The organism is Sphingomonas panaciterrae (assembly GCF_036890205.1).
GTDB classification, from domain to species: domain Bacteria; phylum Pseudomonadota; class Alphaproteobacteria; order Sphingomonadales; family Sphingomonadaceae; genus Sphingomonas; species Sphingomonas panaciterrae.
On the sequence record NZ_JAKNQR010000019.1, the window covers coordinates 1 to 20,297 of the forward strand.

At 64.4% G+C, this 20,297-nt stretch carries 23 protein-coding genes; 12 read left to right on the forward strand and 11 right to left on the reverse strand.

Going from position 1 to position 20,297, the window contains the following annotated elements:
* Window positions 1-381: 381 nt before the first annotated feature.
* The 6 genes from ppa to L8F96_RS17920 all read right to left on the reverse strand — a co-directional run bounded on the left by ppa (window position 382) and on the right by L8F96_RS17920 (window position 3,790).
* Window positions 382-918: an inorganic diphosphatase gene (gene ppa, locus L8F96_RS17895; protein ID WP_334656915.1), complete on the reverse strand. Its 537-nt coding sequence runs from the start codon at window positions 916-918 to the stop codon at window positions 382-384.
* Window positions 915-1,451, reverse strand: a complete 537-nt coding sequence (locus L8F96_RS17900) for an MgtC/SapB family protein (protein ID WP_334656916.1) — start codon at window positions 1,449-1,451, stop codon at window positions 915-917. The genes ppa and L8F96_RS17900 overlap by 4 nt, the downstream gene beginning before the upstream one ends.
* A 113-nt stretch (window positions 1,452-1,564) precedes the next feature.
* Window positions 1,565-1,933, reverse strand: coding sequence for a PRC-barrel domain-containing protein (locus tag L8F96_RS17905; protein ID WP_334656917.1), 369 nt, complete (start codon window positions 1,931-1,933; stop codon window positions 1,565-1,567).
* Window positions 1,934-2,018: 85 nt separating this feature from the next.
* Window positions 2,019-2,726, reverse strand: coding sequence for a hypothetical protein (locus L8F96_RS17910; protein ID WP_334656918.1), 708 nt, complete (start codon window positions 2,724-2,726; stop codon window positions 2,019-2,021).
* A gap of 167 nt (window positions 2,727-2,893) precedes the next feature.
* Window positions 2,894-3,502, reverse strand: coding sequence for a DedA family protein (locus L8F96_RS17915; protein ID WP_334656919.1), 609 nt, complete (start codon window positions 3,500-3,502; stop codon window positions 2,894-2,896).
* 72 nt (window positions 3,503-3,574) lie between these two features.
* Entirely contained in the window at window positions 3,575-3,790 is a 216-nt protein-coding gene (locus tag L8F96_RS17920) for a hypothetical protein (RefSeq protein ID WP_334656920.1), read from the reverse strand.
* 95 nt (window positions 3,791-3,885) lie between these two features.
* Between L8F96_RS17920 and L8F96_RS17925 the strand changes: the two genes are divergently transcribed.
* The 5 genes from L8F96_RS17925 (at window position 3,886) to L8F96_RS17945 (ending at window position 8,505) form a co-directional block, all read left to right on the forward strand.
* A complete protein-coding gene (locus L8F96_RS17925) occupies window positions 3,886-5,115 on the forward strand; it encodes a cytochrome P450 (protein ID WP_334656921.1) in 1,230 nt (409 codons plus the stop codon).
* Between the two features lie 616 nt (window positions 5,116-5,731).
* The gene (locus L8F96_RS17930; RefSeq protein ID WP_334656922.1) at window positions 5,732-6,118 is read left to right on the forward strand and encodes a DUF3768 domain-containing protein; all 387 of its coding nucleotides are present in this window, start codon (window positions 5,732-5,734) and stop codon (window positions 6,116-6,118) included.
* A gap of 128 nt (window positions 6,119-6,246) precedes the next feature.
* On the forward strand, window positions 6,247-6,504 hold the full coding sequence (locus L8F96_RS17935; protein ID WP_334656923.1) for a hypothetical protein: 258 nt from the start codon (window positions 6,247-6,249) through the stop codon (window positions 6,502-6,504).
* Window positions 6,505-6,506: 2 nt separating this feature from the next.
* A complete protein-coding gene (locus L8F96_RS17940; RefSeq protein ID WP_334656924.1) occupies window positions 6,507-7,796 on the forward strand; it encodes a Fic/DOC family protein in 1,290 nt (429 codons plus the stop codon).
* Window positions 7,797-8,124: 328 nt separating this feature from the next.
* Window positions 8,125-8,505, forward strand: a complete 381-nt coding sequence (locus L8F96_RS17945; protein WP_334656925.1) for a response regulator — start codon at window positions 8,125-8,127, stop codon at window positions 8,503-8,505.
* Here the strand turns inward: L8F96_RS17945 and L8F96_RS17950 are convergent.
* Both L8F96_RS17950 and L8F96_RS17955 read right to left on the reverse strand, forming a co-directional pair.
* The gene (locus L8F96_RS17950; RefSeq protein WP_334656926.1) at window positions 8,482-8,844 is read right to left on the reverse strand and encodes a response regulator; all 363 of its coding nucleotides are present in this window, start codon (window positions 8,842-8,844) and stop codon (window positions 8,482-8,484) included. The genes L8F96_RS17945 and L8F96_RS17950 overlap by 24 nt on opposite strands.
* Before the next feature lie 27 nt (window positions 8,845-8,871).
* Window positions 8,872-10,791, reverse strand: coding sequence for a PAS domain-containing sensor histidine kinase (locus L8F96_RS17955; protein WP_334656927.1), 1,920 nt, complete (start codon window positions 10,789-10,791; stop codon window positions 8,872-8,874).
* Window positions 10,792-10,902: 111 nt separating this feature from the next.
* On the opposite strand from L8F96_RS17955, the gene L8F96_RS17960 reads away from it, so the two are divergent.
* From L8F96_RS17960 to L8F96_RS17970, 3 genes are all read left to right on the forward strand, one after another.
* A complete protein-coding gene (locus L8F96_RS17960) occupies window positions 10,903-11,466 on the forward strand; it encodes a DUF305 domain-containing protein (RefSeq protein ID WP_334656928.1) in 564 nt (187 codons plus the stop codon).
* 341 nt (window positions 11,467-11,807) lie between these two features.
* Window positions 11,808-12,764 (forward strand): alpha/beta hydrolase, encoded by a 957-nt coding sequence (locus L8F96_RS17965; protein WP_334656929.1) that lies wholly within the window; start codon window positions 11,808-11,810, stop codon window positions 12,762-12,764.
* Window positions 12,765-12,830: 66 nt separating this feature from the next.
* Complete coding sequence (locus L8F96_RS17970; protein ID WP_334656930.1) at window positions 12,831-13,448, forward strand: flavodoxin family protein; 618 nt, start codon at window positions 12,831-12,833, stop codon at window positions 13,446-13,448.
* A gap of 20 nt (window positions 13,449-13,468) precedes the next feature.
* Here the strand turns inward: L8F96_RS17970 and L8F96_RS17975 are convergent, their stop codons facing one another.
* The 3 genes from L8F96_RS17975 to L8F96_RS17980 all read right to left on the reverse strand — a co-directional run bounded on the left by L8F96_RS17975 (window position 13,469) and on the right by L8F96_RS17980 (window position 14,986).
* Window positions 13,469-14,035: a DUF1440 domain-containing protein gene (locus L8F96_RS17975; protein WP_334656931.1), complete on the reverse strand. Its 567-nt coding sequence runs from the start codon at window positions 14,033-14,035 to the stop codon at window positions 13,469-13,471.
* 262 nt (window positions 14,036-14,297) lie between these two features.
* Window positions 14,298-14,429 (reverse strand): hypothetical protein, encoded by a 132-nt coding sequence (locus L8F96_RS18690; RefSeq protein ID WP_465250270.1) that lies wholly within the window; start codon window positions 14,427-14,429, stop codon window positions 14,298-14,300.
* Window positions 14,430-14,515: 86 nt separating this feature from the next.
* Window positions 14,516-14,986: a recombinase family protein gene (locus L8F96_RS17980; RefSeq protein ID WP_465250271.1), complete on the reverse strand. Its 471-nt coding sequence runs from the start codon at window positions 14,984-14,986 to the stop codon at window positions 14,516-14,518.
* 854 nt (window positions 14,987-15,840) lie between these two features.
* Here L8F96_RS17980 and L8F96_RS17985 point away from each other — a divergent pair.
* The 4 genes from L8F96_RS17985 (at window position 15,841) to L8F96_RS18000 (ending at window position 19,870) form a co-directional block, all read left to right on the forward strand.
* A complete protein-coding gene (locus tag L8F96_RS17985; RefSeq protein WP_334656932.1) occupies window positions 15,841-16,320 on the forward strand; it encodes a hypothetical protein in 480 nt (159 codons plus the stop codon).
* Window positions 16,321-16,627: 307 nt separating this feature from the next.
* Complete coding sequence (locus L8F96_RS17990) at window positions 16,628-16,978, forward strand: hypothetical protein (protein WP_334656933.1); 351 nt, start codon at window positions 16,628-16,630, stop codon at window positions 16,976-16,978.
* The gene (locus L8F96_RS17995) at window positions 16,975-19,548 is read left to right on the forward strand and encodes an LPD7 domain-containing protein (RefSeq protein ID WP_334656934.1); all 2,574 of its coding nucleotides are present in this window, start codon (window positions 16,975-16,977) and stop codon (window positions 19,546-19,548) included. The genes L8F96_RS17990 and L8F96_RS17995 overlap by 4 nt, the downstream gene beginning before the upstream one ends.
* Before the next feature lie 49 nt (window positions 19,549-19,597).
* The gene (locus L8F96_RS18000; protein ID WP_334656935.1) at window positions 19,598-19,870 is read left to right on the forward strand and encodes a hypothetical protein; all 273 of its coding nucleotides are present in this window, start codon (window positions 19,598-19,600) and stop codon (window positions 19,868-19,870) included.
* Window positions 19,871-20,297 lie beyond the last annotated feature (427 nt).

The following is a 20,297-nucleotide window of genomic DNA, read 5'->3' on the forward strand; positions in this document are numbered from 1 at the left end:
TAACAATCAACCCGGACCACCCGGTGGGGGCTGCTCAATCGACCAACTCGAACGCAACCGGCATAACACCTCGCTAGCGGAGGATTTGTTGCATCGTTTTGAAAGCATGCTTGAGATGTGGATGGGCTGCCGGACAGCGGTCATGGCGCGCGACGAGCGCCCACCACACGCATTGTGATGATTGTTCTCTGGTAAGAGCAGGCCCGGAAACGATCGCTTGAATCCGATCCAAATATCTAGGTCGTGCTCAGAGGCAGAAGCTAATTGGCCTTGCTGGCGTGCCGGTGGAAGGTGGCCACGCGATAAAGATACCAGAGCAGGATGGCAGCCATAGCGGAATGACGGCTAATCTTCTTGAAAGGAAAGCCGAATTCTATGACGCTATTCGCAGCGGCTTCTGCGAGCGATAGCTTCCCGGATCAACGTGGCCGCCTCGTCGGCTTCTGCCCAGCGCGGCTCCGTGATCCAGCGGGCAGGCTCCAGGTCCTTGTAGTGCGTGAAGAAATGCCTGATCCGATCCAGCATCAGTCTGGGCAGCTCGGCACAGCTTTTCACCTCTGCCAGCGCCGGGTTGAGAGCATCCACCGGCAAAGTCAGGATCTTCTCGTCAGGCCCCGCCTCGTCTTCCATTATCAGTGCGCCGATTGGACGGGCTCGAATAACACAGCCAGGTACGACGGCGGCCTGCCCAATCACCAGAGCATCGCATGGATCGCCATCGCCCGACAGCGTGGACGGGATAAAGCCATAGTTGCCCGGATAGGTCATCGCCGTATGCAAAAAGCGATCGACGCGCAGGACGCCCAACGCGCGGTCGAACTCATATTTGACGGCCTGCCCTCCTTCCGGGATTTCGACGAACACGTTGAGGTCCCAGGGTGGAGATTTTCCTGCCGGCAGGTCTGTGGCGATAGTCACGTTTTCGTCTTCCCGCTCTCATCCGTCCCATCTGAAGCGAGCATGCCGCGTCGATTGGGCAGTTGGATATCCTCGGGTGGCGCAGGACGGTGATCGCGCTTCGGCAGCAGGCGTTCGGCCAGCCCGACACCTGTCAGCAGCAACAGCGCGATGGCCGAGGAGAGTACGACGAGGGCGAGCTGACCGGCCCCGGCGGTGATCCCCACGGCTGCTGCCATCCATAAGCTGGCAGCAGTGGTCATGTTCCGAACGTCACCGCCGCGCACGAAGATGAGGCCGCCGGCGATAAACCCGATCGCCTGCGCCAGTCCCTGCACGACGCGCAGGGGATCGCTGTCGGTGTCGCGGCCGTGTGCATCATCTGCCAGCAGGAGGGCGGAGACGGTGATCGTTGCCGCGCTCAACGCGACCAATGCATGCGTCCGCAGACCGGCATCGTGACCCCGCCATTCGCGTTCGAACCCCAGCGCGAGGCCGATGGCCGTCGCGAGCAGGAGACGAATGCCGATCGTCGTCCAATCACCTTCTGTCATGAAAGCGTAACGAGCAAGAAGAGCGATCTGTTTCTGGCTGGCCCATCGGTTGCCGCCATCATCCGCTGCATCGAGGCAAGGGGCCGGGCCGATCGGCCCGGCTCTCGCTGGCCTCAGTAATTATAACTGGACCCATAATAGCCGTAGACCTGCTGGCCATAGGCGCGATCGAACGTCGGCTCCTCGCCGGCCTGGTAGCGGGGACCGCCTTCGAGCTGTTCACGGGTCAGATTGACGACATAGCCGCCCTGATCGGTGTCATAGGTGAGCTGGTCCCAGGGCAGCGGGTGATACTCGTTGCCGAGTCCCAGGAACCCGCCGAACGACATGACCGCATATTCGGCCTGGCCCGAGCGCTTATCGACCATGAAGTTGTAGACCGAGCCGAGCTTATTGCCCTCGCGGTCATAAACTGCGGTGCCCTCGACCTTGTTGGAGGCGATCAGGCGATTGGTCTCGTCGGTCGCTACGTTGTCAGCCATTTGACTTTTCCTTCCTTTGGGTGTGCGATTTGCTGGGGGACGAAGGAGAAGGGCGCTCCCGAGGCAGGAGCGCCCTTCGAACCCCTTACTTCTTATCGTTTTCCGACTGGCTGCCACTGCTGCCGGTCGCCGAAGTCTGACCGGCGCCGGTCATGGATGTGCCCGACTGGCCCCCGGTGCCGCCCGCGGACGTGCCGGCCTGACCGCCAGCGGTCTGACCCTGTCGGTCCTTCCGCCAGCTATCGAAATCGGTGTTGAACGCGTTCTGACGGTGCTGACGATATTCGTCATACTCCCGATCGAACTGGTTCATCTGATTATCGCGCCATGAGCGATAATGATGATGTTCATCCTGGTCGCCGCGCCCCTGCCCGGACGAACGGCCGTACTCACCCTGTCCGTAGCCACCTTGCCGGTAGCCACCCTGGCCATAACCGCCCTGGCCCGAGCCGCCCTGTCCATATCCGCCGGACTGGCCATAGCCGCCGCCTTGACCGCCTTGATACCGGTCCTCGTCATAGCCGCGACCGCCGCCGTAACGATCCTGGTCCTGATCCGGGCGCCTCGAGCCGCCGGAGGATCCGTAGCCGCCATAGCCACCTTCGCGGTAGGGGTCCTGGCCGTAGCCGCCCTGCCCACCGCCATAGGAACGATCGCGGTCGTTCTCGCCGCCCATCATTCCGGTGAAGCTGCGATCCCGATCGCTGCGCCCACTGCTGCGATAGTTGCGATCCTGATCCCGGTCGCGATCATAGTCGCGATCCCGGTCGCTTCCGTAGCGATTATCCGCCATGTCACTCTCCTGCTTTATTTCTGACGAGGCCGCACCGAAGCGCACAGTCCCGCATCAGACGGAACAAGATCGTTCTCATACAGTTCCCGCCGATGCGGCGGATGGCGTCAGATTAAGGTTAGTGCCGGCAGGCACTCACTTATATCAGGAAAGCACCGGCGGACGGCTCAGTTGGCGTTGTTGCCCCGGCGGAATGTCGCCACGCGATATAGATACCACAGCAGGATGGCACCCATGATTGCCGTGCTGACCGGGCCGAGGTAACGGTCCACCTGTTCGTAGCGGCTGCCCAGCGCATAGCCGGTCAGTCCAAGAGCCGTCGTCCATGCGCCCGCGCCGAGCAGGGTCAGAAGAGCGAACCGGACAAGACCCATACCGAAGATTCCCGCCGGGATTGAGATCAGCGTGCGGATGCCAGGAACAAGATGTCCCAGCGGCACGGCCCAGCGGCTATGCCGCTCAAACCACTTGTCGAGCCGATCAATCTCCTCGGGCGAGAGCGTAATCCATCGGCCGTGCCGATTAGCCCAATGCCGCAATCGCTCCTCGCCGAGCTTGCGTGCTATACCATACCAGAAAAGCGCGCCGGTGAGCGTTCCCCCGGTTCCTGCGATGAGCACGCCGACGATGTTGAGTTCGCCCCTTCCGGCGGTGAAGCCAGCCATCGGCATGATCACTTCGGACGGCAACGGCGGAAACAGGTTCTCCAGGAACATCAGCAGCGCGATGCCGAAATAGCCCAGCTGTTCGATCAGGCGAGTGATCCAGTCGGTCATTGGAGCGCTCCGGCAACATCGAATCTCCAAAAACTGGCCATTCACCAGTTTCGGCCTGAGCGTTGGCGTCACCTATTTGTTGGTGCGCCCCAGATCGGCTTCGCGCGCTTCACCGTTCGGACCGGCGCCGTTCTCGACGTCGCCCTCCTGTGTGTTGTCCGCTTCCAGCAGATCCGGGTCTTCGCCTGTTCGAAGCAGGCCCGGTGACTGCCCGATGCCGGGATCATCCTTGAGATCACTGGTGAACGGCCCCTCGCCGCTCGACTTCCCGTGCTTGGTCGTGCTCATGCTGCTCTCCTGATCCAAGCAGAATGGACCAGCCTAACGACTGTTCCCTCAGATTGGAGGCCTGAACCTGCCGGGTCCGAACTTGTTCTCGCCTTATGCCGATTCCGAAACTTCAAGCTATCGACAGCACGCGCGCGTTTTTCCGGGAGGGCTATGCCTTCATCGGTCGGCACGGTGCCGATCTGGGCAGCGATGCCTTCGAGACGCGACTAATGCTCCGCCGGGTCGTGTGCATGATGGGCGAGGATGCCGCCCGGCACTTCTACGACGGCCGTCATTTCACTCGTGTGGGCGCGATGCCTACGCTGACGCTCCGCCTCCTTCAGGACAAGGGCAGTGTCCAGTCGCTCGACAGTGCCGTGCACCGCGCCCGCAAGGCCATGTTCCTCGATCTTCTGACCGGCGACGAGGTCAGTCGAATTGGCAAGCTGTTCGATGCCCGGTTCGCGGCGGCGTGGGATCGATGGCGCCACGAGCCTTCGGTCGTGCTGCATGACGCCATAGCCGAACTCCTGTGCGATGTTATCTGCGCCTGGGCCGGAGTTCCGGTTGCGGGCGGAACGCTGGCGATGCGGACCCGCGAGATGACGGCGATGATCGACGGGGCCGGGACGGTTGGACCGCGGGCTTGGCGCGGCCTGCTGCTCCGTCAACGCAGCGAGCGTTGGGCACGCGCCATGATCGCGGGCGCCCGACGCCGCCGTGAAGCCGCCGCAGGTCAACCGATCGAGCGCCTTGCCCGGTTCCGCGATCTCGATGGCAGGCTGCTCGACCTTACCAGCGCCGGGGTTGAACTGCTCAATCTGATCCGACCGACCGTGGCTGTAGCGCGCTTTATCACCTTCGCGGCACTCGCTCTTCACGAGCATCCCGGCACCGCGGATTGGCTACGATCGGACATGAAGACCCGCCTGCCGATATTCGTGCAGGAGGTACGGCGCTTCTATCCCTTCTTCCCGGTCATCGGCGGGCGCGTGCGACAGCCGTTTGAATGGCGCGACCACCAGTTTGCGCTCGGCGACTGGGTGCTGCTCGGCCTCCACGCCACGAACCATGACCCGCGGCTCTGGGACGAGCCCCACCGCTTCCGGCCCGAGCGTTTCATTGATCGACAGTCGAGCGGCTTCGACCTCATGCCGCAGGGAGCCGGCGATCATGCCAGTGATCATCGCTGCCCGGGCGAATGGTTCACAATCGAGCTGATCGAGCGGGCCGTGCAGCAGCTCCTTTCGCGGAACTATGAGGTTCCCCAGCAGCCGCTTGCGATCCCGCTGAACCGCTTCCCCACTCTTCCGGAGAGCGGATTTGTCATTCAGGTGCGCTGATCGTCATCTGTCAATAGATCTGCTACCGTAACGCGGCGACAGCTATGCGCAGCTATGGTGCGCGATGACGGCGAGGCCGCCCAGCGCGGCGCGCAGCGGCCCATAGGGGACGCAGCGTTTTAGGAACCTACTCAAGGCGTGATTGGCTTCGCGAACACCAGCCCCGCAAGGCCGAACGCGACGCTGGCAATGGCCGCCTTGGCGAGCAGGAGCGGTTGGAGAAGCAATGCGCCCGAAGACGGTGCGGAATAGCCGATATGGTAGGGCGTGTGATGGATGGAGGACGGACGAGGCGTCGGACAGCCCCATCGCAACGGCAATCAGTGGCATCGCTGAGCTGGTGATCGCCGTACGCGACCCCGCAGTGTCCTCCTGACAGGCGCGCGCCAGGCGCGAGGGGAACACCAAGGGCGCCGCCCTTTCGTTCCCGAACGACAATCAGCCGCCCGTGTAATCCGCCAAGCGCGGCACCCGGCGCCGGGACACCGGCCGCGCTAGGGCGGCTCGCCCGCGCCAGCGGCAGATTCTCGCTCTCCCTCCCCATCCCGTCCTCGCCGGACAGGCAGGGCCGTGAGGCCGAGCGGCCTTGCGGCCCATGCCAAAAGGAGGATCAGCGATGTGCAGCCCCGAACACCTCGATACCATCCGTCGCCTGAATGACGGGGCCCGGAGCCAGCCCGGCACCGCTTCACTCGTCAACATCACGCTGGGGTTTCGGTCCCTCCCCGCCGCCGATCGCTTCGCGGCGCTGGCGGCGATTGTGAGCTTCTCGCAATTCGACGGCAACAATGACCCCTATGGAGAGCATGATTTCGGCGCGGTCTATCGGCTCGCGCCAGGGACATGGACACAGAAGCGGCCGAGCGACGACAAGATCATTGCGGAGACGGTTTTCTGGAAGGTGGATTGCTACGATAATGCGCTCACCTATGGCAGCGAGGTGCCGTGGGATGAGCAGCAGACCAAGCGCGTGCTGACGATCATGCTGGCAAGCGAATATTGACTACCCCCGTTCGTTGATCCGCGCTCACGCGAGCGCGGGTCACGGCGCAGCGACCGGCTCTAGCCACACGTGATTTGTTGAGGAATCGCCTTGGAGGGCGTAAGGTTAATGACAGAAAGGATGACGCGATGGCCGAGATCGATCTTGAGACGCTGCGCGAGCGCATCCGCGAGATGGATTTCGAGCGCGGCACCCCCGAGCAGATCGCGCTTTGGCGCGAGGATGTAGCGGAAGCGCGTGCCAATCTCGCCATCGAGGACATGACCCCGACTATCGACGAAGACGCGATGTTCGCGATGATGCTCGACGAGGGCGTTCCGCCTTCAATCATGCCCTCGATCATTCTCAATCTCTATCAGCCCGGAACTCGCCAGATCGCTGCCTGACCTTGGCAAGCGATCCCTACACCTATCCCGGCACCGAGACGCTTCAGAACCGACTCGGGATCACCGACGACAGGACGCTTACCGAGGCTGAGCGGAGACTGACGCAGGCGCGCGGCGCAGAGGCCGCGCGCCTGACCTTTCCGGCGACGGCCGATGGCTATCGGGCGCTTCACAAGCACCTGTTCCAAGACCTCTACGATTGGGCGGGCCAGGACCGCACCGTCAACATCGCCAAGGGCGGATCGAGCTTCGCCGCCGTCTCCTATCTTGCGCGCGAACTGGACAAGCGGTTCGCCGAGGTAGGAGCGCAGGGCGGCTTGCGGGGGCTTCCCCGGGAGGAGTTTTCCGATCGGCTCGGCAACCACATCAACGAGATCAACGCCATTCATCCCTTCCGCGAAGGGAACGGGCGCACCATGCGCCACCATGCGGCGCAGCTCGCCCGCGAAGCCGGCCACCCGATCCGCATCGCCGCGATCGACAAGGACCGTTGGATGGAAGCGTCCCGCCACGGCTTTCTGACCGGCGATCATCGGGGCATGGCGGCGGTTCTCTCCGCCGCTGCGATCAAGCGCGATCTCGCGCCCGAGGCGCGCATCGGCCCCGTCGGGATCGCCATGCTCCCCAAGCGTGCCCCGCCCGAGGGGCAACGCTACCGCGTGACGCTGACCAAGGCGCGCGAGGAGCTGGAACGCTATCTGCCGGCCGCCCGCCAACAGGCGGCCGACCGGCTGCGCGGGCTGATTAAGGAGGGTGCCCCCTCTCCCGCCATCGCCAACGCGCGCACCGAACTCGCCTATGTCCGCCACGCCAAGGGGCCGATCTATCAATCGCACCTTCTCACCTATCTCGGTGTCCGTCAGGTCGATGCCGTGGTGACGCCCCAGCAGACGCCGTTGGAGCGCGTGCGGGAGATCGGCGCGGCGCTCGGCGTCCAGATCAACAACCAGCAGCCGGCGCAGCTCCAGCGCGCCGTGCGGTCACTGGAGCGGCCGCTCCTGCCTCCCGGCCACTCGCCGGGTCAGGAGCGTCTTGCCGAGCTGTTCTTGAAGAACACGCCCGACAAGAACCATGCCGATCCCCGCCTCGCGCCCGCCCAGGCGATCGTCGACGCGGCCATGAAGACCGCGCGCGATCGGGGCGAGAGCGCCCGTATGGTCGGGACTGTCGGAGAGTCGACGCGTCAGCTCGTCGCCGATCGGATCAAGACGGGCGGATCGCTGGATGGCGAAATCGGCCGCGCGACCCCGGCGCAAGCGCCGGCGCCGCGCGATAAGGACCGGAGCCGCTGACGGCGTCGGGAGAACGGGGGAATGTGCATACGTCTGGTTCGATGAGACCCAGGCCATGGAGCCGCTCGGTCTCGAGCATCATCCCGGTATGCCCGAAACCTATCCCTTTGGAGAATAGCGATCCTCGACCTTGCCGTTAGTAGCTGGTAGGCGATCGCCGTCAGACTGACACTTGCATCGTCGGCTTTGCATTGTGGTTTGAGCGCGAGTGGCGCGGTCACGACACAGGGTTGCGCACCCACGCTCTGGTAGCGCTAAGCGCCGCCGCCCGTCCAGCAATACACTTCCTTCTTCCGTCCTCATCGCGTAACAATCGGATATGGGGGATATGCTGCCGCAGCAGGCGATCGAGCGGCTTCGCGGTCAATGCGCATTGATCGTCGAGGACGAGTATTTCATCGCTACCGATTTGGCGCGAGGGTTCGAGAAGGCAGGCATCAGCATCGCCGGTCCTGTGCCGACGCTCGCCAAGGCGACCGAACTGGCGGAGAGCCGCCGGATCGACATGGCAGTGCTCGACATCAGCCTCGATGGCGACAAGGTCTACTCCGTCGCGGATTTGCTCATCGCGCGCGGTGTGCCGATCGTGTTCGTGACCGGTTACGACGCGAGCGTGATCCCCCCGCGCTTCTCCGGCGTGCCTCATTGCATCAAACCGGCCAGCGTCGAGCAGGTGATCGGGGCGCTAGAGAGCATCTTCTCCGGCTGATCGAAGCGCGCGAACGATCGTCGCGACCTCCACTGGCTTCTCCAGCCGCGGAACATGCCGCCAGGCGGGCGGCACGTCGGATGCGTCATAGCCGGTAGTGAACAGAAAAGGGATGTCCCGCGCCTGGAGGACGTCGGCCACTGGAAAGGCTTTCTCGTCGCCCAGGTTCAGGTCGAGGATCGCGGCATCGACGGGTTGGCTGTCGATCAGCGCCAGCGCCTCCGCAACCGAGGGCGCCGGTCCTAGCACGATCGCCCCTTCCTTCTTAAGGCCACGCTGCATCGCATCCGCGATAAAATATTCGTCCTCGACCACCAAAACGCGGCGGTCTCGTAACAAGGCTTCACTCACGAGTCTGGCTCCGCTTCACTCCCCCCCCCGGGCAATCGGAACGGTGATCGTGCAGCGCACCCCGTCCGCACCCAGCTCGTAAGAGGTCTTCGCGCCGAGCTGATAGGGCAGCGCCCGTTCGATCAGCTCGCGCCCATAGCCGCCGCCTCGCGCCGGTGCATTCACATGGGGCATGACGACCCCGCTTTCGTGCCAACTGACATGCAGGTTGGGCCGCTCGCCTTCGGCGGCAGGCTCGACATGCCAGCGGATGGTGAGATGCCCATCGGGGTTCGAGGTAGCGAGCGCGCCGTACTTGATGGCGTTGGTCGCCAGCTCGTGAAGCGCGAGCGCGAACGTCTGGACCGTGTCGGAGCGCAGCGGCACGTCGCCGGAACCGTCGAGCGTCACCCTCTTGGCCTTGCCGTCAAGCGCGCCGTGGGCGGTAAGTTCGGCGCGCAGCAGCTCATCAAACGTCACCCGCTGCCCGGCGGTGAGGTGCGAGAGCAGGCCCTGAACGCGGGACAGCGCCGACAGACGACGCCCGAACCGTTCCCCAAAATCCTCAAGCGAGCTGGCGTTGTCGGCTGTCCGGTCAGCGAGGGACCGCACGACGCCGATCAGGTTGCGGGTCCGGTGCTGGAGTTCTGCGACCAGCACGCCCTGGCGCTCGACCGCCCGCTTGGCGTCGGTCACGTCCGCGCCGAGGCCGGCGACATAGCGGACGCGGCCCTCGGCATCGAACATTGGAAAATCGGTGTTGTGTATCCAGCGCAGCGCGCCGTCGGAGGCGCGGCGGATGCGGTACTCCTGCTGGACCCGCTCGCCGGCCCGCACCCGCCGGAAGTTCTCGAACACGCGCTTGCGGTCCTCGGGCACGATCATCCTCGCCCAGCACCGCAGGCTATTGTCGTCGCTCTCGGCATCACAGGTCCGGCCGTAAATCACGGCGAAAGCGGGGCTGGCGAAGTCCATCCTGAGCGTCGCCGCGTCGCGCATCCATACGATGCTGGTGGAGGCGTCGGCGAACTGGCGGAAGCGGCCTTCGCTTTCCCTTAGCGCCTGCTCGATCGCCCGCCGCTCGGTAATGTCCTGACCGACCTTGAGATAGCCGGACAACCCCCCGCTCGCGTCGAGAAGTGGCCGCACGGTGCCGTCGATGAAGGCTCGGCCTCCGTCCCGGCGCTGGTGCCAGCGCACGTCCGGCGCCACGCCCGCTTCCCGAGCCAGCGCAAGCTCCTTTTCCGGCGCGCCGGTCGCACGGTCCTTCGGCACGAACATGAGATCGGCGGACTGGCCGATTGCCTCGTCGGGCGTCCAGCCCAGCACGGCCTCGGCTCCGGGCGGCCAAGTGTCAATTTGTCCGTCCGCGTCGGTCGTGAAGATGACGTGGTCCTTGGCGTTCTCCAGGATCAACCGGAACTGTGCGCTAGTCCCACGCAAAGCCGTCTCGGCTTCGTGCTGCGCTCGCTCGGCGAGCACGCGCCTCGTCGTCTCCATCGCCACGTTGAGGACGCCCGCGACCGCGCCCGCCTCGTCCCGCACCGGGCTGAATGAGTAATCGAAGTAGGCATCCTGAGGACGGTCGGAACGCAGAAGCTTGAACAGGGCGCTTTCGACGCGAGTAGCTTCGCCCGCGAGCGCGCGAGCGAGCTGAGGCGCGATGATGTGGCCCGCCTCATCCCAGACTTCCAGGAAAGAGCGCCCAAGCGCCTCGGGCTTGTCGCCGAGCAGCGGGCGGTAGGCATCGTTGTAAAGCGTAATGAGGTCCGGTCCCCATGCCAGCACCATGGGAAGCGGATTGTCCAAGATCATGGTCAAGGTGGTGCGGAGGAGCGAGGGCCATCGCTCGACGGGTCCGAGCGCCGTGGCGCTCCAGTCATGCGCCTGCACGAGCCGCGCCAGCTCGCTTTCGCCGTATGGCCAACAGGGCAACGAGGTGCGATTGTCGTGCATCAGTAACTAAACGCCCACGAGCGAAATGGTTTGCTCACCTGAGCGTGTACCACAATCTGCCCGGTTGTGAGCCGTGCCGACAACGATAGCGGGCGAGGTGGAGAGAAAATCATGAGCATGAGCTACGGCCGCTTCGCAGGCATGATCGCGACCTCGACAGTTGTGATGTTTGGACTGATGTATCTGAACACCTACGCGCTCAGCCACGTCGAGTTCAGCCAGACGCGCATGTGGATGGCCGTCGTCATGGGCGCGACGATGGGCGTCATCATGCTCGGCTTCATGTGGTCGATGTACAAGAACATGAAGCTCAATCTGGTGATCCTCGCCGGCTGTGTCATAGCTTTCGCGGGCGCGCTCTGGTTGGTTCGCAGCCAGAAGACGGTCGACGACGTGAGCTACATGAAGGCGATGATCCCGCACCACTCGATCGCGATCATGACGAGTGAGCGGGCGCATATCAGAGACCCCGAGGTCCGCAGGCTGGCGGACGGCATCATCGACGCCCAGGTGCGCGAGATCACCGAAATGAAGCGGCTGATTGCAAGGCTGGAGGCTCGCCCGACCCCGAGCGGCGCGCCTGACTTGCCCTCCTACCGTGATAAGGGCGTTGCTCCGCCCGCGCCCGAAACGGACGAGAGCGCCGGGGCCAACACGCTACAACCGATCCGCTAGCAGCCGTGAGGGCCACAACCGTTCGGTTGTGACCAAGTCGGGCAAGAAGATCCTTTACGGCATCAACCGGCGCAGAGCCGTATTCGAAAGAGGTGTCCCCCACAGCTCGGCTGAAGGGCATCGAGCAACCCAAGCCGTGCGGCAGTGTTTTGCCTCTTACTCAGCAGGAGGACAGAACCTTGCAATCGAAAGGATCTTTTAGGGTCGCCCGAGCGATCCTGATCGCCGGCTTGACCGCCACCTCAGCGGTCGCGCTGGCGCAGTCGCCGCGCTCGCAAGATGCGCCCCCGCCTCCGCCGCCACCCGCGGTTGCCACCCACCCGCCCAAGGCCGCCCCGGACATGCAGGCGGTGCTCGACGCTCTCGCCCGGCTCGGCGCCAAGCCCGTCGAGACGCTCACCCCCGCCCAAGCGCGCGTGAACCCGTCTGCGGCCGACGCCGCCAAGGCGGTTATGGCGCAGCGCGGCATGTCGACCGCGCCCGACCCGTCCGTGACCACCCAGGACATGCCCTATGGCTCCGATTCCAAGCAGTTTGTGCGGATCTACAAGCCTGCCGCGCCGGGCGGGCCGGGGCCGATGCCGGTGATCGTCTACTATCATGGCGGCGGCTGGGTCATCGCCGACGTGAACACCTACGACGCCGCCCCGCGGCTTATGGCGAAGCAGTTGAATGCGATGGTGGTGTCGGTAGAATATCGCCACGCGCCGGAGTTCAAGTTTCCCGCCCAGCACGAGGACGCGGCCGCGGCTTACCGTTGGGTGCTCGCCAACGCCGCGCAGATGGGGGGCGACCCGTCGCGCATGGCGCTTGCCGGCGAGAGCGCCGGGGGCAATCTGGCGGTCGCGACCGCCATCTATGCGCGCGACAACGGGCTCGCCCGCCCGCTTCACGTCCTGTCGATCTATCCGATCGCCAACAGCGACATGAACCTCCCTTCCCGGCGGGACTCGTTCAACGCCAAGCCGCTCAACACGCCCATGCTGAACTGGTTCGGCTACTATTACTCGACCATCAAGGCGGACCAGCAGGACCCCCGGATCAACCTAGTCCGGGCGAACTTGCGCGGGTTGCCTCCGACCACCATCGTCAACGCGCAGATCGACCCCTTGCGCTCCGATGGCGAGACGCTCGCCCAAGCGATGCGACGCGCCGGGGTGAAGGTCGAGCAGCGCACCTTTCCGGGCGTGACCCACGAGATGTTCGGCATGGGCAAGGTCGTGCGCGGCGCCTACGACGCCAACACCTACGCGATCGGGAAGCTCAGAACGGCGTTTGCAATGCCGCGGGCGCGATGATGAACCCGAACGGGTACGCCGTCAGGGCGCACCCGTCCGCCTGTCCTAACCTACGAGGAGAAGCACATGCCGCTGAAGGCCATCGCACTGAACTGTAGCCTGAAAGGCGCAGCCGGCGAGCCGTCCTCGACCGACAAGATGATCGGCTTGGTGGCGGCCGCGCTCGCGGAGCATGGGGTAGATTGCGCGGAGACGATCCGCGTCGTCGACCATGACGTGAAACCGGGTGTGACCTCCGATGAAGGGTCGGACGACGCGTGGCCGGAGCTTCGCCGCCGCATCCTTGAGGCCGACATCCTTATATTCGGCACGCCCGTGTGGCTGGGGCAGATGTCGAGCGTCGCCAAGCGCGTGGTGGAGAGGATGGACGCCTTCCTCAGCGAAACGGACGATCAGGGTAGAATGCCGAGCTTCGGCAAGGTCGCCATCGTGGCGATCGTCGGCAACGAGGATGGTGCCCACAGCATCAGCGCTGCCCTTTATCAGGCCTTGAACGACACCGGCTGGACGATCCCAGCGGCAGCCGCCTGCTACTGGGTGGGCGAGGCCATGGGCAAAACCGATTTCAAGGAGGTCCAACCTGTTCCGGACAAGGTTCAATCGACCGTCGCTATGACCGCCAGCAACGCGGCCCATCTTGCACGACTGCTTCAATCGGCCGCGTACCCCGGCTCCGCCGGGTAGGACGCAAGCGGTGCGGAGATCTATGTATTAGCCGAGGCGCGCTTACCAAGCGTCTTGTCCAGAAAAGCAAGCGCAAGCTCGGTGGCGACGCCGTAGACGGTGTGCGCCACGATGCCCCGAGCATGGGCCTGCCAAGGGTAGCGCTGCGGTTTGGCCCCGAGACCGGTGACGGTGTTCAGCACCTCATCCTGCGTCAGGAACAAACCAACGCCATAAAGCGCACCCCGCGCGACGCCATTCCCGGGCAGCTTGTCGCGCAGCAGCGCATAGCCGATCGCGGGTGCGATGCCGATCGAGTAGTGGACCGCCTGACTGACGGCCTCATGCGCGTCGGCGGACAGCGCCTTGCCGGTCGCTTTCTCGACCTTTGTAACGAGTGCTTGAGCCGGAGGCTCGCCGCCCGGTCGGATCGCAGTGGTTCGAGCCCGCGCCCCTTCATCCTCGTGATTCCAGAGGAACCAGTCGACGCGATCGAGAGCCCAGACCCCGAACGCCCCAGCCGCCGCTCCGGCGAATGCCGTCACGATGCTGCTCGCTTCGCGGTTGGTGCTTGCCGCCGCAGGTTCGCTTGTGGTCGCTTGGCTCATGCCGCCTTGCCTCGACAGTTTTCAGCTTACTCTCTCGTCTGCAAACACTCGCTACGATGAGCCGTTCCGATGCCAGCCAGATCAGTCTTTGGCAGATCACGGGTGGTGAAGGTCAAAACCGGTCAATTTTGACACAAACCCGCCACCCCAGCTTTCACCTGGATTCGGAATGTCAGAACCCCGTGGTGGAATAGGGCGCCAGTAATCCACGGTGCGAGGCCTGAATCTGGCCTTCTAAGAAAAGAGATGTGCGACCGTTATTCTACAGCTTAACAGTTAGCGACTTTTTGGTCGTACCATCCGGCTTCGTTTCTTGCACTTTATGGAGCGCCGTAACCCGTTTTACCTGGGCGATGCTGCACCCGGCCAGCTCGGCTGTGCGCGCGATACTCATGCCCGACTCGCGCAATCCAATTATGCGCCTGTGCAGAACGAGGTCCGGCTTGCGGCCGTTATACCGCCCTGCGCGCTTGGCGATCTCTATACCTTCGCGCTGGCGCTCCCGCCGGGTCTCGTATCATCTCGCGCTGTCTGCAGCGCGACCCGCAGCAGCATGTCCTGCACCGCCTCAAGCACAATGCGCGCTACTCCTGCGCTGTCGGCGACGAGATCGGTCAGATCAACGATGCCCGGCACCGCCAGACGCGCGCCCCTGTCTCGGATCGTTGCCACAAGCAGTTCGGCTTCGCCGAGCGGAAGGCGGCTGATCCGGTCGATCTTTTCCGCTATAACTACCTCTCCCGGCTGCAGATCGGCGACCATGCGCAGCAACTCGGGCCGGTCCGGCCGCGCGCCGGACGCCTTCTCGCGATAGACAGCAGCGACATAGTAACCGGCCGCTCGCGCACCCGCGACGATAGCCTCCTGTCGCGCGAGGTCCTGCTCATCGGTACTCACCCGCAGGTACACTCGGGCAACCGTGACCTCCCGCTCCTTCCCGTCCATGCTCATCGTCTAGGCTCCTCCGGGTATACTCATGTGAGCCACTGCTCCGACATTCGGCTCCGAAGAAGAATCCGATGCTGTGGAGCCTAGCTAATCAACCCGGTTCAAAATAGCGCCGCCTGCCGCCTCGACAGCATGACACTCCGGGACGCCTAACGACCTTTGTGCTGCATCCAACCTCAGCGACGCCAGTGGCGCGGCGCTTGGATTGTCGTCCCCGGCGGTGCCACAGCTTCGGTCGATATTGACCATGTAGTACGCAGTCGTCGCCGCGGTCCGGGAGCGCACCCCGCCGGGGGTGTCGCCGAATAGTACGCGGACGTAAGCGGCGATTTCACTCGCGACAGCCGAGCGACACCTTCGTCCAAAAGTCGAGCTGCTCGAAGGCATCGTCACCGTCCGCGGTGATGTATCCGCGAGTGCGATCCGATCGGACTCTCTTCTGCCGGCGGGAGCAGGATCGGCAGCTGCATGGAAGCCAGACCATGCGCGACTACTTCGGTGCACTACAAGGCACATCAACCCTCTTCCCGGATTGACAATCGCCTTGGAACATCGCATGAACAAGGCGTGGTTAGATGACTTTTGGAGGCCGGCTCCGCTCAATCATGAGAGGACCGGACGTGTCGTCGAGCGGGACATGAGGCACCCGACACCGGACTTGGCAATCCGGTGATCGCGATGGCCCCGCGAGGCGATCGGTCGGCATTGTCCGACCGGCACCGGCATGGGCGCCGGTGGGCGATGTAGCGGCCCAGGTAGTAAGCAGCCGGCAGGCCCCGCCGGCTCTCCAGCAACGAGGGACACGTATGTCCCGACTGCGACCCGCGGCAGTGCTTCGCCGCGGCTGGAGACGACACATGGCCAAGAACAATGGCCCAAAGCGCAACCCCGGGATCATGGTAGGGTTCGACAAGGCAGCGCTCAGACGCCACGTCGAAGATGCCGACCGAAGGCGTGCTCCGACCCAGGAGGAGCTCGCCACCGCATACGGCACGGACAGCGACATCATCGCCCATGCACGAGCTTTTCCGGCGTCGGTCGATGACGTGATCGAGGGCATTTGCGCGCAGGACCAGCGCTTTCTTGATCAGGGCAGGAAGCTGCTGAAGCAGCTGCTGCGCAGTAATGCGAGGCTTGAGCCGGACACCGGCAGGAAGCGTCGCGGTCGGAGTGCGCGCCGCTCCAATGCGGTTTCAACGGCTGCATCGTCACGTGGCGGCAATGTCGCCTTGGAGCACGGCTCTGCACCCGTCGCGCCGCAGCGCCCGACTGCTCCCGTCAGCGCGCCGCTGTTCGACGACTCTGATTACGGCGACGCCGACGCGTACGGAGGTTGATGCTCGCCGCCGCGTGACGCTGCCACGCTGATTCGTCGTTCCCGACCGCAATCTGACCGGCAGCGTCACCACGTTCAGTCGCGTCGCCAGCCACCATGATCCCGTTGCTCTCACCTCCTTCGACTCTGCTGCATCCAAGATCACGATCAGGGTTCCAGATGAGTTGTCGCAGCCGTTCCCGAACGGCTGCAGAAGGTGGGGGTAATGGAATTGGCAGGATGGACCCGGTTGACCGGGTCGGGCGGGCTTGCGGCGCTGACGCTTCTTAAGCCCAGGTGGAGGGCTCAGGCCTGAGGAGGCCCGAGACATGGTCAAGGACACACACAAGGCGCGCAAGGGCCGCGCGAAAGGAGAGCAGCGCACCCGCTACTCCGTCGGTGCGCAGGTCACCCGCGACGAATACGCCCAGCTCGAGGCCGAATGGCAGCTGAGAGGGTGCACGCCCAGCGAGCTGGTGCGTGCCGCGCTGAAGCTCGACGACTTGCCGCCGATGCGCCCGCTGCTGGTCGCAGCGGGCCAGCTGATCCGTGCGGGCAACGCGCATGCTGCGGCCGCCCAGCGCGGCGAGTGGAAGGCCGCGGCGATCGGCGTTGACCAGCTCAACGCCTGTGCAGCCGAACTCATCCGCCTTGCCGTCGAGGAACGGAGCTGGCGATGATCGTGAAGTCGATCAGCCACGAGCAGCGCAAGAAGGCTGCCGCAGAGCGCCGTGCCATGCGCGCGAACGGGCAGGAACCGCTGCTGAAGCGCGTCACCGCCAAGAAGCAGGCCGCGCACGTGATCGGCGCAAGCAGCTACTTCATGCGGCCCACAAAGGTCGGCGACATGGCGCTCGGGATCGGAGGACACCGCGTCCACCGCACGTCCGACTATCTGGTCGGTGGTAAGGACGGAAGCGCTTCGGGAGAACGCCTGCTCTACGTCGCACACCAGAACTTCAGGACCTCAACACTTGCCGAGCAGCAGGCGGAGATGATCGCGCTGATGAGCGTGGAACCCGGTGCCGACGACACGTTCGAGCACATGGTCGTGTCGCTGGGACGCGGCATCGTGCCGTCCAGGCACCAGATGGAGCATGTGCCGAAGCGACTTCTGGAACTGCTCGGAGCGACCAGTCACCTGGCGTTCGTAGTCTGGCACGGCGACACAGGAAACGTTCATGGGCATATCGGGGTCAGCCGCATCGATCCCGAAACGGGCAAGCGCGTGGCGTTGGGCGACGGCTGGCTGCTGGACACTCTCGGGCAAGCGATCGCGCAAATCGAGTTTGAAGAAGGCTGGCAACCGGAACCGGGTGCTCGCTACCGGGCGAACGAACGTGGCGTGTTCCTGGTCGCGACCGATGAGCAGGTTCGTGACGCCGATTGGAACAGGGTCGGGAGGCCGCAGAGCCAGAAGGTGAAGCGCGAGCAGGATGAAGCGCGCGGCAAGGTCAAGCTGTCGACAGGAGCAGCCGAATATGAGCGCCACCAGCGGCTATGGAGCGACGAACGCACGGCGCAACTGATTGCCTGGCCGATCATCCGCGATGCGGGAAGCTGGGACAAACTGCACCGCGGCCTCGCGGCCGAGGGCATGCGCTACGAGAAGGAAGGCAGCGGCGCGAAGCTCTTCGTCGGCGATCGCGACATGAAGGCCACGACGGCGAACTGGGCAGCGTCGATCAAGAAGCTTGCTCGCCTCGGCGCGTTCGAGCCCCGGACCGAAGATGTGGAGATCGCACCCCTCCTCCCTCGTCAACTGGACGGCGCCGAGCAGCGCGCGGCGCACAAGGCCGCCAAGGCGCAGGCAGCAGCCGAGAAGGAAGCGGAGCGCGCGGACATCGCGCGTGCGGCAAGCGACGCCTTGGTCGCACTGTCCCGCGAGCACGATCGCCTCCAGCAGCTGATCAACGATGCGAACTGGGTCGGACGGGCGGACCAGCTGGAACTGGCGCGCAAGCTTGCCGGCGCAGTGCATCGCGATGCTCGGGAAGCGGTTGAGGTGAACCGGCGCGACGCCGATCGGGCCGCGCGCGACCTGTACTGCTTTCCGGGGTTCGAAGCATGGCTGCGCGAGGGCTTCCTGTCCAACGACGAAGACGAGTGTCCTGCCGCACGACGCAAATGCGCCCTTCCCGGCATCATCCTCGGTGCCGATGGGCGGCACGACCACCACGCCGTGCTGCTACCTGGCTACATGGTTGACGAAGACGATCTGGAGCGGCGCTACCTGCGTGACGGAAGGGTTCGCTTCGTCGACCGCGGCAATAGGATCGAGGTTGCCGACGTCCTCGATCGCGCGTCCGTGCGAGATGCGCTGCTGGTCGCATCCGCCAGATGGGACAGTGTCCAGATCACGGGCGACCGGCGGTTCCGAGAACTCGCTGCTGACATCGCCGCGGAACTCGACATCAGGATTTCCAACCCCGAGCTGCAGACGCGCATCGCTCGCGAGCAGGGACGCCGGCGCAAGGTCCGGGAGACCGAGGCATGGAGCAACGAGCGGCTGAGAGCACGCGCCGAGATGCTGATCGCGCAGTGGCCGCTTTTGCGTGAGCGGGAAAGCAGGGTCGTGGCTGGCAAGGTCATGCGCGAGCAACACCGGGTCAGCGTCGAGGACATGCTGCAGCCGGTGTTCCAGGCGGCGCTGCGCTCGCAGCTCGAACGGCAGAGACGCGTGCTGCAACACATGGGTAAATTGGTGAGCACCCGGCCGAACGCGTTTCGGACCTTGTCCGGTCGCCTGACGCTGCCTGACCTCAACGACCCGGCTGACATCGTCCGACGCCAGAACTGGCTGGCTGACGCCGGGTTCGTGAAAGGACTGGAAGAGGCGCTGGGTCGGGCGGAAGCGACGCGACGCACTGAGCTGGCTGCTCGCGCTGCAAACGTCGCGCGGATGCCAGAAGCTGAGGAGCAGGCAGCGCCAGGCCAGGAAGCGCGAACTCGTCCTGCGCCCACTGTGACGCGCGGCTGGAACGGCATCACGCTCAAGCCCGACCAGCGCCTCCGCCTCCTGGCAGCGGCCCGCGCTCGCCTCGCAGCACAGGACTGGGATCCCGCCGATTACCCCTTTCACGCCGATCCGAGAGGACGGATGGTTGGGCGAGACGCGATGGCCGGTGACAGGTCCGCAAGCCTGCCAGTCGCGGCGGGAAATATGATCCGGCCGGCCCTGGCCCTGGGCTCGACCACGCGAGCGGGCACGCGCGCCTCAGCCATCGCTGCACAGGACCGCTCGCGATGACGGCGGGACCCACGCCAACATTGAGTAGGAAATAGGAAGGAACAACGTCATGACCGACAAAGACAAGAAGAACGAGTCGTGGATCGCGAAGCTGCGGGGCTACGGAGCCCGCACGCCCGACCGCAGCCCGCTAGTCGCGAAGATCGGGAAGATCGAAGCGATCGGCGACTATCCCGCCTGCGCTACCTGCCCGGCGGGCATGTGGCTCGTGACGGACGAGCTGCTCTGCTTTTGCAAGATTATGAAGCAGTACACATACGGGCTCGGTCAGGAGCCGGTGGTCGCGTGCGACGAACGTGAGCTGCTGCTCACCAAAAAGTAGCGGAGCAGCTTCGCCCCCTAGGAACGCAAGCAGGCCTGCTTGCCAGTTCTCGCCTGACAAGAACGGACATAAGCCTTCACATGAGCAACAGAAGCATCACAGACGCCATGATCAGCCGGACCTGCGCCGACTTCCTGGCAGAGGGAGGCGCTGGGCCGGAAGCGGTACAAGGATACTGTTCAGCCGGTCGTGGCGAGACCCGTGGGACTTTCCTGGTGCCTAGTCATCAAAGCGGTTGGGTTGGGTGCAGCATGCCGGTCGACTCACCAGGCCTCGTGTGGGGAGCGCTCATCTGTCCGCGTGAAGCCTCACGAGCGGCTCTCTTTCTCGAATATGGCTGGTGCAAGTTTAACGAGCAGAAGAACGGTTTGTCGGTGCTCACGTTGTTGAGCAGCCCCCACCGGGTGGTCCGGGGTGATTGTTAGTG